At 66.0% G+C, this 14,473-nt stretch carries 11 protein-coding genes; 1 reads left to right on the top strand and 10 read right to left on the bottom strand.

Annotated elements, in window-relative coordinates; translation table 11 throughout:
* Genes AC10V3_RS36635 through AC10V3_RS36600 form a run of 8 tightly spaced genes read right to left on the bottom strand, consistent with a single transcriptional unit; the run spans nt 1 to nt 10,046 of the window.
* Nucleotides 1-807, bottom strand: coding sequence for an enoyl-CoA hydratase/isomerase family protein (locus AC10V3_RS36635; RefSeq protein ID WP_133092737.1), 807 nt, complete (start codon nt 805-807; stop codon nt 1-3).
* 33 nt (nt 808-840) lie between these two features.
* Nucleotides 841-2,388 (bottom strand): AMP-binding protein, encoded by a 1,548-nt coding sequence (locus AC10V3_RS36630; RefSeq protein ID WP_135706919.1) that lies wholly within the window; start codon nt 2,386-2,388, stop codon nt 841-843.
* Complete coding sequence (locus tag AC10V3_RS36625) at nt 2,381-2,908, bottom strand: (2Fe-2S)-binding protein (RefSeq protein ID WP_133092984.1); 528 nt, start codon at nt 2,906-2,908, stop codon at nt 2,381-2,383. The genes AC10V3_RS36630 and AC10V3_RS36625 overlap by 8 nt, the downstream gene beginning before the upstream one ends.
* 44 nt (nt 2,909-2,952) lie before the next feature.
* A complete protein-coding gene (locus tag AC10V3_RS36620) occupies nt 2,953-3,768 on the bottom strand; it encodes an FAD binding domain-containing protein (RefSeq protein WP_133092739.1) in 816 nt (271 codons plus the stop codon).
* Nucleotides 3,765-6,857, bottom strand: coding sequence for a xanthine dehydrogenase family protein molybdopterin-binding subunit (locus AC10V3_RS36615; RefSeq protein WP_490924604.1), 3,093 nt, complete (start codon nt 6,855-6,857; stop codon nt 3,765-3,767). Before AC10V3_RS36615 ends, AC10V3_RS36620 begins: the two co-directional genes overlap by 4 nt.
* Nucleotides 6,854-7,828, bottom strand: a complete 975-nt coding sequence (locus tag AC10V3_RS36610; RefSeq protein ID WP_490924603.1) for a tripartite tricarboxylate transporter substrate binding protein — start codon at nt 7,826-7,828, stop codon at nt 6,854-6,856. Before AC10V3_RS36610 ends, AC10V3_RS36615 begins: the two co-directional genes overlap by 4 nt.
* A 54-nt stretch (nt 7,829-7,882) precedes the next feature.
* Nucleotides 7,883-8,536, bottom strand: coding sequence for a UbiX family flavin prenyltransferase (locus tag AC10V3_RS36605; protein WP_490924602.1), 654 nt, complete (start codon nt 8,534-8,536; stop codon nt 7,883-7,885).
* A gap of 4 nt (nt 8,537-8,540) precedes the next feature.
* Nucleotides 8,541-10,046, bottom strand: coding sequence for a UbiD family decarboxylase (locus AC10V3_RS36600; RefSeq protein WP_490924601.1), 1,506 nt, complete (start codon nt 10,044-10,046; stop codon nt 8,541-8,543).
* Nucleotides 10,047-10,361: 315 nt separating this feature from the next.
* Between AC10V3_RS36600 and AC10V3_RS36595 the strand changes: the two genes are divergently transcribed.
* Nucleotides 10,362-11,291: a LysR family transcriptional regulator gene (locus AC10V3_RS36595; protein WP_490924600.1), complete on the top strand. Its 930-nt coding sequence runs from the start codon at nt 10,362-10,364 to the stop codon at nt 11,289-11,291.
* 378 nt (nt 11,292-11,669) lie between these two features.
* On the opposite strand, the gene AC10V3_RS36590 is transcribed toward AC10V3_RS36595, so the two are convergent.
* Nucleotides 11,670-12,320 (bottom strand): hypothetical protein, encoded by a 651-nt coding sequence (locus AC10V3_RS36590; RefSeq protein WP_490924599.1) that lies wholly within the window; start codon nt 12,318-12,320, stop codon nt 11,670-11,672.
* A 1,059-nt stretch (nt 12,321-13,379) separates the two neighbouring features.
* On the bottom strand, nt 13,380-14,438 hold the full coding sequence (locus tag AC10V3_RS36585) for an AAA family ATPase (protein WP_490924598.1): 1,059 nt from the start codon (nt 14,436-14,438) through the stop codon (nt 13,380-13,382).
* Nucleotides 14,439-14,473 lie beyond the last annotated feature (35 nt).

Below are 14,473 nucleotides of genomic sequence, written 5' to 3'. Positions count from 1 at the left end.
TCACTCGCCGCGGAAGGCCGGCGTGCGTTTGCCGTGGAACGCCTCGACGCCCTCGCGGAAGTCCGCCGAGCTGCGCAGCCGGCTGTAGCAATGGCCTTCCAGTTCGATGGCGATCGACAGCGGCGCGTCCTCGGTGTCGTTGAGCAGCTTCTTGGCGGTGCGCTGCGCCAGCGGCGAGAAGCCGCGCAGCTCGTCGACCAGCGCATCGGTAGCGGCGGCCAGTTCACTGTCAGCCACGCAGTCGACAGCAAGGCCCCAGTCATAGGCCTGCTTGCCCGGGATGCGCCGCGAACGCATGACGATGTCCTTGGTGCGACCAATGCCAACCATCTTCTGCAGGCGTGCCGAGCCGCCCGAACCGGGGATCTGGCCCAGCTTCTGCTCGGGCAACGCATATTCGGTGCTTTCCGTCGCGATGCGGAAATCGCACGCCAGCGACAACTCGAAGCCCACGCCGAAGCAGTAGCCCTGGGTGGCGGCGATCACCGGCTTGCTGCACCGCGCCGGCGCCGCAACGTTCCATGCCAGCTTCGACACATGCTCGGGCGAAGCTTCGAGGAAGCCCTTGATATCGCCGCCGCTGGAAAAGTGCTTGCCCTGGGCGCGCACCACGATCACGCGCACGCGCTCGTCGTCGTCAAGCGCCTCGAAGGCCATGCGCAGCTGGTCGCGGGCATGCATCGAGATGACGTTGTACGGCGGGCGATGCAGCACGATGTCGGCGCGCTCGCGCGCGGCGTCGACATCGACGGAAAAGCCGTCGAGATCCTTCAGCAGGTCCTGGCCGCGGTGGGTCAGTTGGGTCATGTCTTTGCTCCTGGTTTGGTTTTGCTCGGGAATTCACGCCGCGCCGTCCGGCGGCAGCAGCACGTCGCAGGTGTACTCGCCCGCGGACAGCTTGCGCCGCAGGATCTTGCCCACCGGCGACTTCGGGATATCGGCGACGAAGACGTAGTCGCGTGGTCGCTTGAAGTTGACCAGATCCGACGCGCGGCAATGGCCGTCGAGCCCGTCGGCGCTGACGAAGGCCTTGCGCTTGACAAAGGCCACCACGCGCTGGCCCCAGCGTGGATCGGACACGCCTGCCACGGCCACTTCATCGACCGCAGGATGCAGCGACAGCACCGACTCGATCTCTACCGGCGAGATATTTTCACCGCCGCTGATAATCATGTCGTCGACCCGCCCGGTCACGTAGAGGTCGCCATCGGAATCGAAGTACCCGGTGTCCCCGGTGAAGTACCACCCGTCGCGCAGCGACTTCCTGTTGGCGTCGTCGCGGTTCCAGTAGCCCTCGAAGGCCTCGTCGCCAAGCAGGTCGGCGATGATCTGCCCTTCCTCGCCCGGCGTGGCCAGCGCATCGGGCGAACTGGCATCGAGCCGCACCACCCGCAGCCGCGTGTTGAGCCCAGCGCGGCCCGCGCTGCCCGGCTTGTGGGTGGCATGCTGGTCGACGCTGAAGGTGTATACCTCCGACGAGCCGTAGTGGTTGACGAACAACTCCGGCCTGAAGGCCTCGGCCAGGCGTTGCAGCAAGGCATCGCTCATCGGTGCGCCGGCAAACCCCAGTTTGGTGACTGAACTGCTGTCCACGGCATCGAACTGCGGGTCGCCGAGCAGGTCGTGGTATAGCGTCGGCACCAGGTAGAGGCAGGTAAGCCGGAGGCGGGCGATCTCAGACAGCGCCTGGGCGGCATGCCAGCGGCGCAGGCAGACGAACAGCCCGTCAACGAGCGCCATGGCCAGGAGCGAGCGCACCCCCATGGTGTGGTACAGCGGCATCACGCCCAGCGTGCGCTCGCCGTGCCGGTACAGGTTTTGCGCCACGTGCGCCAGCGCCGCGGCGCGTTCCTGCCGGTGCCTGCGCGGCACGCCCTTGGGCTTGCCGGTGGTGCCGGAGGTGTAGAGCATCAGCGAGACATCCTCGGCGCCGGCCTGGGGGATGCCGCTGTGCGGCACACTTTCCAGCAGCGTGTCGAAGGCGAGCGTTGCACCGGCAACGTTGTCCAGGCCGATCCGCGGCATGGCCTGCGCGGCCGCGCTTGCGGCCACGGCCTCGGCGCTCACGGGTTCGTACACCAGCGCACGAATCTCCGCATCGCCAATGCAATAGTCGATCTCGTCGGCCTTGGCACGCCAGTTGAGCGGCACCATCACCACGCCGGTGAACTGGCAGGCCCAGTGGAGCGTGGCCATCTCCCAGCGGTTCTGCAGCACGGCAAGGATCCGCTGGCCACGCCGCAGGCCCTGCGCTTCCAAACCCGCGGCCACCCGCAGGATGCGTTCGTGCCATTGGAGATAGGTCAACCCCAGGTCCCCATCGACGATAGCGAGCGCGTGCGGGCTGCGCTCCACGCTTTGCAGGAAAGTGCGTCCCAGGTCAAGCATGGCTTGCCTCCTTCGCGGGCTGCGCGCCGGCCCGGCGTGCCTGTGCGCGCGCGGCCGCCACGTCCAGCACGGCAGCCACGATCGGCGTGTAGCCGGTACAGCGGCAGATATGGCCGGACAGCATCTCGCGCACCTGGGCTTCGGTGGGGTCCGGCACGCGCTGCAGGTAGTCCGCGCATGACATCAGGATGCCCGCGGTACAGAAGCCGCACTGCAGCGCATGGTGGCGACGGAACGCCAGCTGCAGGTCGCCAAGCTGGTGGTCCGGCGCCAGTCCTTCGACCGTGTCGATGCGGCGGTCTTCGGCCTGCACAGCGAGCATCAGGCAGGAGCGCGCGGCCACGCCGTCGACCTGTACGGTGCAGGCGCCGCAGACGCCATGCTCGCAGCCCACGTGGGTGCCGGTGGCGCCCAGTTCATGGCGCAGGAAGTCCGACAGCAGTTCGCGCGATTCGCACCAGCCGCTGCGCTGCCGGCCGTTCAGGGTTACCGAGATACAGCGCCGCTCGTCGCGACGCATCACGGCAGCGGGCAACTCACCCGCGGCGATGGTTCCTTTGTGTTTCACTTTGCCTCCTCGATCACCCGCATGCCCAGCTGCCTGACCAGGTGGCGGCGATACTGCGCACTGACATGGGCGTCATCCTGTGCGCCCAGCTTCCAACTGAAATCGTTGATGGCCTCCGCCAGCGCGCGGCCTTCCAGGCGCGGCCAGGTCTCCAGCACCGGCCGGTCGGCCACGCCGCCCACGGCGAGCGCGATGGCGTCGTCGGTCACGATGGCGGCGCACGCGACCAGCGCGAAGTCGCCATGCCGTGCCGAGAACTCCGTGAAGCCGTAGCGCGCACCCGCGCGGCGCAGCGGAAAGCGCACCGCTTCCACCAGTTCATCCGGCTCGCGCGCCGTCATCAACATGCCCTGGAAGAACCGCGCTGCGGGCAGCACGCGGCGCCGGCGCGAGGAGCGCAGCACCACTTCGCCGCCCAGCGCGAGCAGCACCAGCGGCAGTTCCGCACTGGGGTCGGCGTGGGCGATCGAACCGCACACGGTACCGCGGTTGCGGATCTGGAAATGCGAGATGTACGGAAACGCCAGTGCCAGCAAGGGAACCTCGTCGGCCAGCGACGGGCGCCACTCGACGCTCCCCTGCGTGGCGGCGGCGCCGACCACGAGGTGGCCCTGCTCGACCCGTACGGTATTGAGCTCGTCAGTGCGCGAGATATCGACCAGCAGCTGGGGCTGCGCCAGCCGCATGTTGAGCACCGCCATCAGCGACTGCCCCCCGGCCAGTACGCGGGCCCCCTCTCCGCCGCGCGCGAGCGCCTCCAGTGCTTCCTGCGTGGTCCGCGCACGCACGTAATCGAATGCCGCGGGTTTCATCGGCGGACTCCCAGGCGGGCAAGCAGGCGCGCCAACCAGCCCGGCGCCTGCGCGGGCTCGCCGGCGGCCTGCCGCCCCAGCGATTCGAACAATTGGCGCAGCACCACCTTGGCCGCGCCCTCCAGCATCCGCCCGCCGACCGCGGCGACCTTGCCGGACACCTCTGCCTCATAGTCGTAGGTCAGGCGGGTACCGCTGCCGTGCGGCACGAGCTCGACCACGCCGTTGCCGCTTGCACTGCCCAGCGACGAAATGCCGGCGCCGGCCAGCCGCAAACGGTGCGGCGGGTCAAGATCGGACAGCGAGATCTCGGCGGCGTAGCGGGCCTTGATCATGCCCACGCCAACGGTCACGTCGGCGCGGTACTGGTTCTCGGCCGTGCGCTCCAGCGCATGGCATCCGGGCACCACCCGGGCCAGCGCCTCGGGATCCAGCAGCACCGCGAAGATGGCTTCCGGGCTGGCCGCCAGATCGACCGTGCCGCGCGCGGTGAGCGCCTTGCCCCCGCGCCCGCCGGCAGCCGGCTGGCTTGCGCGCGCCGCCTCCAGCAGTTCCGGGCGGGAGGGTGGCGGGTCGTCGATGCCCAGCAGCGCCATCACCCGGGCGGGCGTCAGCGGCAGCCTGATGTCGGGGATCCCGAGCGCGTCGGCCACGGCATTGGCGATGCACGGCGGCGTGCTCATGTTGTTGCCTTCGCCCAGGCCCTTGGCCCCCAGCGGCGTGAACGGGCTCGGCGTCTCCAGGTGGACGATGACCGGGTCCGGCACTTCACAGGTGGTCGGCATCAGGTAGTCGGCCAGCGTGCCGGACTGGAAGCTGCCGTCCGCCCCGTAACGGAACTCTTCCATCAACGCCGCGCCCAGCCCCTGCGCAAAAGCGCCCCGGATCTGCCCGTCGGCCAATGCCGGATTGAGCAGCGTGCCGGCGTCGTGCGCGGTGACATAGTGGTCGATGCGCACGCGCCCGGTGGCGCGGTCGACCTCTACCCCGCACATGTCGAAGGCAAAACCGTACGTGGCGGAGGTATTGATGCGGTCGGCCTCGTCCGGCGCCTCCAGGTTGGGCGGCGACCAGAACACGGTCTCGCGCAGGCCCGGCTCCTCGCCCGCGGGCAACAACTGCGGCGACCAGTGCGGCGCATTGCTGGCCGCGCGTCCAAACGGCAAACCCGCGTCGGCGGCGCCTTGCACGAAGACGCGACCATCCCCGAACACCAGCGACTCGGGTGCGCAGCCAAGCTGCGGTGCGACAATGCGCGCCAGCTTGTCGCGCACCCGCATAGCGGCCAGGTGGACCGTACCGGCCACGGCGCCCGCGAAACGGCTGGAGTAGTTGCCGGAAGCTACCGACCAGGCATCCTTGTGCGTATCGAACTCGACGTTCACGACCACGTCGGCCGGCTCGATGCCCAGTACGTCGGCAACCACCTGCGCGCAGACGGTCATATGGCCCTGGCCCGCGGGCGTCGACGCGATCGTCACCACCACGCCGCCCAGCAGGTCCACGCTGACCGTCGCACTGGCGATCGCCCCGTTCTTTGGACCCGACTTCTTGCGGGCCTCGGCTGGCATCGCCGTGGTGATATACCCCATGTTCGACACCGACGGCTCGACGATGGCCGCAAAGCCGATACCGTACAGCCGCCCTTCACTGCGCGCCTGGTCACGGCGCCGCACCAGCGCTTCGTAGCCACCCTCGGCCTGCGCGCGCGCCAGCGCCAGCTGGTAGTTGCCGGAATCGAGCAGCGCGCCGGACGGCGTGCGGTAGGGGAAGGCATCGGCGGCGACGAAGTTGCGCCGGTAGACATCGAGCGGGTCCAGGCCCAGTTCGACCGCGATCCGCTGCACCAGCCGTTCCAGCGCAAAGTACACCTGCGGACCGCCAAAACCGCGCACCAGCCCGGTGGGCGTCTTGTTGGTGAGCACGACGCGGTTGCGCACCAGCAGGTTCGGGATCGCGTAGGCACCCGTCAGGCAGCCATGCATGCGGTAAAAGGTGGCCGGTTCCGGCGCCCGCAGGTAGCCGCCGCAGTCCTCCACCTGGTCATAGGCAAGTGCGACGATGCGGCCATCGGCCTCGACCGCGGCTTCCAGCGTGGTCAGGCGGGCGGTCGCGGAGGTGGCCGCGCTCAGGTGCTCGAGCCGGTCCTCCACCCACTTCACCGGTGCGCCGGCCTTGCGTGCGGCCAGGCACATCAGCACCACGTAGGGAAACACGGCCTGCTTGACGCCGAAGCTGCCGCCCGAGTCGCGTGGCGCCTTGTGGCGCAGCCGATTCGCCGGCACCTTGAGCGCCATGGCCATCACCGCATGAAGCGAAAACGGCCCCATGAAATTGGAGGTGACGTCGTAGCCTTCCTCGCCAGCCAGGTATTCGGCGATCACTACGCCGCACTCGATTGGCGCGCAGGTATTGCGCGGGTAGTGCGCGGTCAGGCTGACCTTGTGCGGCGCCGCCGCGAACGCGGCTTCCGGCTCGCCATAGCGAAAACTGCGGTCACTGACCACGTTGGTGCCGACTGCCGGATGCAGCACGGGCGCGCCGGCTTCCAGCGCGCCCTCGATGGAGACCACCGGTGGCAGCACACGGTACGACACCTTGACCAGGTCCAGCGCGTCCTCGGCCAGCGCCCGGCTTTCGGCCACCACCACCGCAACCGGCTCGCCGACGTAGCGCACTCGATCGACGGCAAGCGCCCACTGCTCCATCGGCGACTTCACGCCGACCACGAACGGGCGCGACCACGCGGCAAGGTCCGCACCGGTCAGCACCGCATGCACACCGGGCGCAGCCAGCGCGGCGGCGGCATCGATCTCGCCCAGTTCCGCATGAGCATGCGGCGCACGCAGCACGGCTGCATGCAGCGTACCGGGCTTGATCGCAAGGTCGTCTCCATAGCGGCCGCGGCCGCACAGGATCGCCGCGTCTTCTAGCCGCTCCATCGAGCGGCCCACATGCGGCTTGCGGACCGGCGCGGTGTCGCCAGGCGCGACGCGGGGCGGCTCGGCCCGGCCCTGGCGCAGCGCATGCTGGTCGCCGCTGCCGGTGCGCGCCGCCGGGGCGCCATTAAGCAGCGCTGTATCGCTCATTGCGGCGGGATCCTTGCGTCCCGGACGACCTTCTGCCACTTGCCCAGTTCCTTGCCGATAAAGGTTGTGAAGTCCGTGGCACTGCCGCCCGCGGGCGCGACCCCCTGCTCCTGGAAGGTCTTGCGCACGTCCTCCATCTTTAGGATCTTGTTGATCTCGGCGTTGAGCCTGCTGACGATGGCCGGTGGCGTACCGGCCGGCGCGACAAAGCCGTGCCAGGACGAAACCTCGTAGCCCGGCACGCCCGCCTCCGATACCGTGGGCAACTCCGGCGCGGACGCCGCGCGATGGTGGTCGGCAACGGCAATGGCGCGGATCTTCCCTGCGCGCACCAGCGGCAGCACATGCGGCAGCGCGTCGAACGCCACCTCCACCTGCCCGCCGCCCAGGTCGGTCAGCATCGGCGTGCTGCCCTTGTAGGGGACCTGCGACAGGCTGATGCCCGCGGTGCGCTCGAACAGCGCCATCGCCAGGTGGTTCGACGAGCCGCTGCCGGAGGAGCCGTAGTTGATGCTGCCCGGCGCGGCCTTGGCCGCGCGCACCAGGTCCTGCACCGAGCGGATCGACGAACCGCGCGAGACCACCAGCGTCATCGGCGACTGGCCGGCCAGGATAATCGGGGCGAAGTCCTTGCTGGTGTCGTAGGGCAGCGATTTGTACAGCCAGGGATTGGCGGCAAACGGGAACTGCACCACCAGCAGCGTGTAGCCGTCGGCAGCGGCCTTGGCGACGAAAGAGGTGCCGATGATGGTGCCGGCACCCGGCTTGTTGTCGACGATCACCGGCTGGCCCCAGGCTGCGCTCAGCTTGCTGGCAACCACGCGGCCGAGGGTGTCGTTGAACCCGCCGGGCGGATAAGGGACCACCAGGCGGATCGGCTTGGCCGGATAGGTCTCGGCCGCCACCGCCGTACCGGCCAGCAGCGATGCGAAGGCGAGGCCGAAGGCCACGCGAAGCGTTTTGCGAATCATCCCTGTCTCCATGCTTGTATTGGTATTTACCGCGATCCGGGGCCGCCGCACCGGCTATGTCGTAGTCAGTCGGCTGCTATCCGCTTCTGGCGGCTCGGCGTTGTCGGCCCGTGCACTGCGTGCAAAATCGTCCGCCAAGCCGCTCCACCGCTGCGGCAACTGGTCGTGTTCGATTGAGAACAGGTCGAGGATGCGGCCAACCGTGTGATTAACGATGTCATCCACGCTCTGCGGGTGCGCGTAGAAGGCTGGCACCGGCGGCATGACGATGGCCCCCATCTCGGTGACCGCCGTCATATTGCGCAGGTGCGCCAGATTTAGCGGCGTTTCGCGCGCGACCAGCACGAGGCGCCGCCGCTCCTTCAGCACTACATCAGCGGCGCGCGTCAGCAGGTTGTCTGCAAACCCGTTGGCGATGCTGGCCAACGTTTTCATCGAACACGGCGCGATCACCATGCCCTGCGTCACGAACGACCCACTCGCCACCGCGGCACCGATGTCGCGCACGCTGTGCGCCACATCCGCCAGCGACTCGACCTCGCTGCGCCGGATGCCGAGTTCCTGCGCGGCGGTCAGCGCACCGGACGACGACACCACCAGATGGGATTCGACCGCGTCGATACGTGCCAACGCCTGCAACAGGCGCACGCCGATGACCGCGCCGCTCGCGCCGGAGATGCCAACGATGATCCGCTGCCTTGCAGTCATGATGCTAGGCCTCCTGGCCAAGGTAGGCCTGCCATGACGGCGTGCCGGAATCGGCCAGCAGCGATTCGAGATGCACCGCGTCCTCACCGGGAATGCGCACGCGGGTGAACACGTGCGAGTCGTAGGTGACCGGCCGCGTGGCGTCGATGCCCATCTTGGCGCTGATGCCCTGCAGGTGCGGGGGAGCTTCAATGCCGGCCTGGCTGGCCGCCACCGTGGTGGACGGATCGAGCACCGAGCCCTGAGCCCCGGGTACGACCACCAGGTCCCGGTCGGCCTGGAAGCGCGTGGCGACGGCCCATTCCACCTCGGCCGGATCGTGCACATCCACGTCGGTATCGACCACGGTGACCTGCTTCAGGTCGTAGTGGGCCCCGAACGCACAGAGGATCACGTTCTTCGCCTCGCCTTCGCGCTTCTTGCTGAACTTGACGTACAGGTGGTAACGGCACACGCCGCCTACCGACAGATGCACGTCCAGCACGCCCGGATGGCTGCGCCGCAGGTGCGACAGCAGCGTCGCCTCGCGCGGGATCGCTCCGAGCAACAGGTGCTCCATTTCGGCAGGCACGATAGTGTGGAAGATCGGATTGCGACGATGGGTCACGGCATCGACCGCGATGACCTCACGCGGCTCGCGCGCGCTGTAGTACTTCGGAAACTCGCCGAACGGGCCCTCGGGTTCGCGCACGCCGGGAAGGATGCGCCCCTCGATGACGATCTCTGCATCCGCGGGCACCACTACGCCATTGGTCAGGCACTTGGTGGCGCGCAAACCGCTGCCGTGCAGAGCGCCGGCGATCTCGAGTTCATCGCAGTCGATTGGCGTGATCGCTTGTGAAGCCAGCATCGTCAGCGGGTCCACGCCGATCACCACCGCCACGGGGAGGGCGTCGCCCGCTTCTTCTGCCGCCTGATAGAAGGCGTGCAGGTGGCGCGGCAGCATCAGGATCGCCATGCGGTCCGGCCCATGCACCTGGATCCGGTTGATCGACACGTTCTGGATGCCGGTGCGCGGGTTGCGCGCGATCACCAGTCCGGCGGTGATATAGGGGCCGTTGTCGTGTTCGCTGTGCGTCGGGATCGGCAGCAGCCGGTGCAGGTCAAGGTTGCCATCTTCGCGGCGGTGGACCACCTGCTGGCAGGGTGCCTCGCCCGGGCCAAGTTCGGCCACCGGCAAGGGATTGTCCACGGCATCGCTGAAACGCGACAGCAGCGCGGTTTCCGGCACGCCCATGGCTTCGGCCAGCCACGCACGCCGCGACATGAAGCCGCTGACCACGGGGATCTGGTGCCCACTCGGCCGGGAGAAGAACGCGGCCTGTCGGCCATCCAGCCGCTTGGCGATGGCAGCGAGCTGGTGCTCGAGCGACACCGGGACATCGATGGAAGCCAGCCGCCCGGTATCGGCAAGGTGCCGCAGCCAGCTGCGCAGCGTCAACGGCCCGTGTTGCTGGCCGGCCGCTTTGGAGTCGGCGCCGCGTGCGATGTCGGCCTCGAATTCATACATGGAGATGCTCCTGTGGATCCCGCTTGTCGCCTGCCGCGTTCCGCACGGGCGAGGCGTAACGGTGTGAAGTTGTGACAAGCGTAGCGGCTCTATCCCATAAGCTCTAATATTGTTTTCTGATGCAAAAAATCAGTTTTTATGATGTCCGTGCTTGTACGGATTCGTGGCGTGTGGGAATGATCTTTTCACGGCGACGCAATGCCAGGCGCACATGACCGCTGCCGCGGGGAGCCAAATGATCCGTGGCCTATCATCCGGTGTTATAAGGTCCCGTATATCATCATCAGTTATGATCCATAGGGACCCATCAAGCACATGGACTTGCGCCAGGTTCAATACTTCATCGCCTTGTTCGAGGACGGCTCCGTCACGCGTGCCGCCAAGCGCCTGAACATCGTCCAGCCGGCACTCAGCATGCAGATCGCCAAGCTGGAGGATGAACTGCGCCAGCAATTGTTCGAGCGCACTGCTTATGGCATGTCGCCGACCGCGGCGGGGCGGCTGATGTACCGCCTGTTCCTGCCGGTCATGCGGGACTTCACTGCGGCGCGCGAGCAACTGGTGCAACGCGACGAAGTGGTCACGGGCAGCGTGGCGATCGGGCTGATCGCGTCGGTCACCGAGGGGGTGCTGGTGGAATCCCTGTCACGCTTCAATGCCCGCTATCCGCAGGTCGAGGTGACCGTTGCGGATGGCTACAGCACGACACTGATCGACTGGGTGGCCGGCGGCCGGCTGGATGCGGCGATCGTCAACAAGCCGCGCGAGCGCATCTCACTGGAGGCGAAACCGCTGCATGACGAGGAGATGGTGCTAGTAACCAGCGCACTGCACGGCCCGGAACTGCCCCCGACCATCGAGCTGTCGCGGCTTCCCAACCTGGAGCTGGTGCTGCCAAGCAAGCACCACGGCTTACGAAGCGTGCTGGATACGGCGGCGCAGCACGAGGAGATCGTGCTCACCCCGACATTTGAGATCGATGTCCTTGGGACGCTCGTCAACTTTGTCAAAGCGACGCGGTTTGCAACGATCCTGCCCCACATCGTCGTGCGCCGCGCCGTCGAGCAGGGCGCGCTGCGCGCGTATCCAATCCTGGCCCCCCGGATCGTACGGCACATCATCGCCGTCACCCATCCACGCCGCCCGTTGAGCAAGGCGGGCGAGTTACTGGTCGGCATCATCGCGGACGAGATTCGCCGCTTGTCGACCAACAGCGAGGCGACAGGTCCGACGCAAACTCAATGATTCGAACCGCGGGCGTCTGTGAGCGCCCGGGCCGCTGTCCTGGGCGCCAGCGTCTCGGCCCACTGACTGCGCCACACTGCGGGCTCGCGCATAACGGACCAGCAGGTCGACTTGCGTTTTGACAACTTTGGCCGTGCCTCGACCGCCGCCACCAGCCCTCCTCGCTGTGCAGGCTGGGGTACGAAGAAATAGCGGGGCGGGAAGGTTATTTCATGATCGTGAATCAATGAGGGACTCTGTTCTTTGCAAGCTATTGGTTTGGTTTTCCATCTCGGCGGGTGGTTAATCGTGAACTGTAGTAAACGCGGTACGTTTACGTAGGAATGTTGCTCCGCGCCATGGGCTGTGCAGGTTTCGTCTCTCACGACTCAAGTTTTTTCACTGCAGCAATTCGGGCAGCAATGCGACGACTTTCCTATCGGCCCTCATCACAGCGACGAGCCGGCGGCTTTTCCGTTCGACCCACCCCACCCTCTCCGCGAGCTTCTTCAGAATCTCTGGCGAATGCTCATGCTGTTCGACAACGTCAAAGCTGCTGAGCCAGCGCACTACGCCGGTTAGAGGATGCAGTGGCTTGCACCACAGGGCGTTGGGATGCCGACAACCGTTCCAGTGCATCGCCGCGAGCAGCCACGCCGCAGCGTTGATCTGCGTTGCTGCCACCTTGATGGCAGGCTTATTTGGATCGAAACCTCGAACCGCGCGACGAATCAGCCGCCGTTGGCGACGCGGCAGGTTTGCCCACGCGCGGCGCAGCAATAATCTCGTCAGTTGCTCACCATCGTGCAGCAATTCACTCGAGTCGCCGCCAGCCATCACCTTAGAGGTCCAGATGTTAAAGGCAGGGGCCTTACAGCGCCTCCGATTGGCATTTGGCGCTAAGAGGCCCAGGAGCTCGCGCCAGGAGCGGATGAGTTCATCGCGCTTGCTCGTTGGCAGCGGCTGCGAAACTGCCTCGCGTTTGCGCGGTATCGGCACGTACACGGCATCGGGCTCAGACAGCTCCAACACAAGGATCGGCAAGACCATGGTCTATACTTCCAATCGCCCCTCTGCTACGTGGCGACGTACGCGGACTCTGGCACTGCTCTCGGCCTCCGCTTGCCGATGGGCGGCCCAGCGTCGCGAAATGGTGGCCCTGCTTGGAGGACTAACATTTGCCCCTGCGCATCGCTTCCGGATTTCAATGCAGAGCTCGGAACGCGGATGCGCGAGATGACCCTGTCGCGGCAGCCAATCGGTAAGCACCTCTCCCACGATTTCCTCGACCATCGCGGCGAGGCGCAGTTTTCCCACTTTGGGGCCTCGATCATAGGGTATCAATGCACTCGCCACAGGATCCGCGAGGAAGCGCCGGCGCAAGTGATAAACCGTAGCCCAATGGATTCCCAGCAATTTTCCAGCCTTCTCAGCCTGCTGACGCGAGAGAGGACCAGTCCCCAGCGGACGTAAGACCCTCACGATCGCCCGTTCGCGCTCCGTTGCAATCCTCCCGGTCTTGCACGTCCGAGACAATTTACTGGGCGGAGGTTGGACTCTAGCACTGCTCGTCGCCGCTTTCCTATGGGCAGCCCAGCGTCGCGAAATGGTGGTCCTGCTTGGCGGACTAACATTTGCCCCTGCGCATCGCTTCCGGATTTCGACAACGATCTCGAAAAGCGGATGCGCGAACCGACCCTGCCGCAGCAGCCAATCGGTAAGCACCTCTCTCACGATTTCCTCGACCGTTGCTTCCAGGCGCGGACCCGCTTTGGGACCTCGGTCATAGGGTATCAACGCGCTCGCCACAGGATTCGCGAGGAAGCGCCGGCGCAAGTGATAAACCGTAGCCCAATGGATTCCAAGGGATTTGCCGGCGTGCTCTGCCTGTTTACGCGTAAGCGGGGCTGTCCCAAGCGGGGTTAAGACCCTCGCAATCGCCAATTCGCGCTTCGTGACAATCCTCGTGTTCAAGACCGTAGTCGTACGCACACGAGGTTTACTGAACGGAGGACTCTGCTCGGCGGAACTTGCGAACGCGCTCGGCATCCGCCCGTTCGCCTGGGTGGGCTCAGTCGTCTCCGGCACAAGGATCGGCAAGACCATGGTCTACACCTCCGGTTGGACGGTCTGTTGCGCGGCGACGTAGCCGGACTCCCGCACTGCTCGCTCCCAATGCGCCGAATCTAGTACCAATCCTGCACTGTCCCACTGAGGACCGTTCAGTAGCACCGACTCAACGGCACGGGTGAAGTAGTCCATATGCAACTCTACCGGTCCAGCCAGTTGCGCGACCGTGTGGGCGTTCACGAAGCCATTCCACAGCGCCGCGGCCGATTGCTCCAGTCTTAAGCCGGCGGCGTACGCGTCGGGATAGAAAAAGGCCGTGAAGGTGCTCCCGGTGTCCTCTGGATAGCGAGTCATATCGTAACTAGCCAGGCAGGTTGCTGCTTCAACGGCGCCTGTAATGCCTCTGAAGTGCATTTGCTCGATCATGAAGCGAGCGACGATTTGCTCGTCACCGGACAGCTGATATTGCGCCTTCTGCTCCATCAGCTGCGGCTGCCCTACCAGAAAGGTGATCAGGCGCACGCCGTGGTGGGCAAGCTGATCATGGACATCGCGCAGCCATTCCAGTGCATGCTTGGACAGTCGCTGTGCTTCGTCGCAAAAGAGCACCACAATGTGACCCGAGCGCTTTTGTAGTTGCTCGTTAATCCGACGCATCAAGGCGAAGCGCTTGTCGGCAATGCCCCTGGGCTGTGGGTCCCTGATACCAGCGGCGCTCAACAATGCACTGAAGAACGCCCCCTCGTAGTCGCTGCGATGATATTCGCAAGACATCCTCATCACGAGAATGTCACCCCGATTCCTGCCAAGATGCAATGCCAAGTAATCAATGGCGTGAGTCTTGCCCATACGAGGACGGGCGTAGATTAGCGCGCCCGGGATCAATACGCGCACGCAGTGTTCGACGAGGTCGACGAAACCTTCGATCGCTGCCGTCGCCACCCGATAGTGACGGCGAGCGAGCGGGTGATTGTGTACCGTCAGGTCTGCCGGATTCACCGTCGTTGCGTGAGGCGTGCGGCTGGCTGAGCGGACTCGGGTCGCCCTGACGCGTGCACGCGGTGCGCCTTTCGGAGCCGTGGTGGTCTTCTCGTTCATGCCTGCTCCTTGCCGGCGAGATCAGTTCCTCCTCG

Source organism: Cupriavidus sp. PB-02 (assembly GCF_058252315.1).
This window is presented reverse-complemented; position numbering and strand designations above follow the sequence as displayed.

Coding starts and splice junctions, on each gene's coding strand:
- AC10V3_RS36635 (WP_133092737.1), bottom strand. CDS start 807: ATGACCCAACTGACCCACCGCGGCCAGGACCTGCTGAAGGATCTCGAC.
- AC10V3_RS36630 (WP_135706919.1), bottom strand. CDS start 2,388: ATGCTTGACCTGGGACGCACTTTCCTGCAAAGCGTGGAGCGCAGCCCG.
- AC10V3_RS36625 (WP_133092984.1), bottom strand. CDS start 2,908: ATGCGTCGCGACGAGCGGCGCTGTATCTCGGTAACCCTGAACGGCCGG.
- AC10V3_RS36620 (WP_133092739.1), bottom strand. CDS start 3,768: ATGAAACCCGCGGCATTCGATTACGTGCGTGCGCGGACCACGCAGGAA.
- AC10V3_RS36615 (WP_490924604.1), bottom strand. CDS start 6,857: ATGAGCGATACAGCGCTGCTTAATGGCGCCCCGGCGGCGCGCACCGGC.
- AC10V3_RS36610 (WP_490924603.1), bottom strand. CDS start 7,828: ATGATTCGCAAAACGCTTCGCGTGGCCTTCGGCCTCGCCTTCGCATCG.
- AC10V3_RS36605 (WP_490924602.1), bottom strand. CDS start 8,536: ATGACTGCAAGGCAGCGGATCATCGTTGGCATCTCCGGCGCGAGCGGC.
- AC10V3_RS36600 (WP_490924601.1), bottom strand. CDS start 10,046: ATGTATGAATTCGAGGCCGACATCGCACGCGGCGCCGACTCCAAAGCG.
- AC10V3_RS36595 (WP_490924600.1), top strand. CDS start 10,362: ATGGACTTGCGCCAGGTTCAATACTTCATCGCCTTGTTCGAGGACGGC.
- AC10V3_RS36590 (WP_490924599.1), bottom strand. CDS start 12,320: ATGGTCTTGCCGATCCTTGTGTTGGAGCTGTCTGAGCCCGATGCCGTG.
- AC10V3_RS36585 (WP_490924598.1), bottom strand. CDS start 14,438: ATGAACGAGAAGACCACCACGGCTCCGAAAGGCGCACCGCGTGCACGC.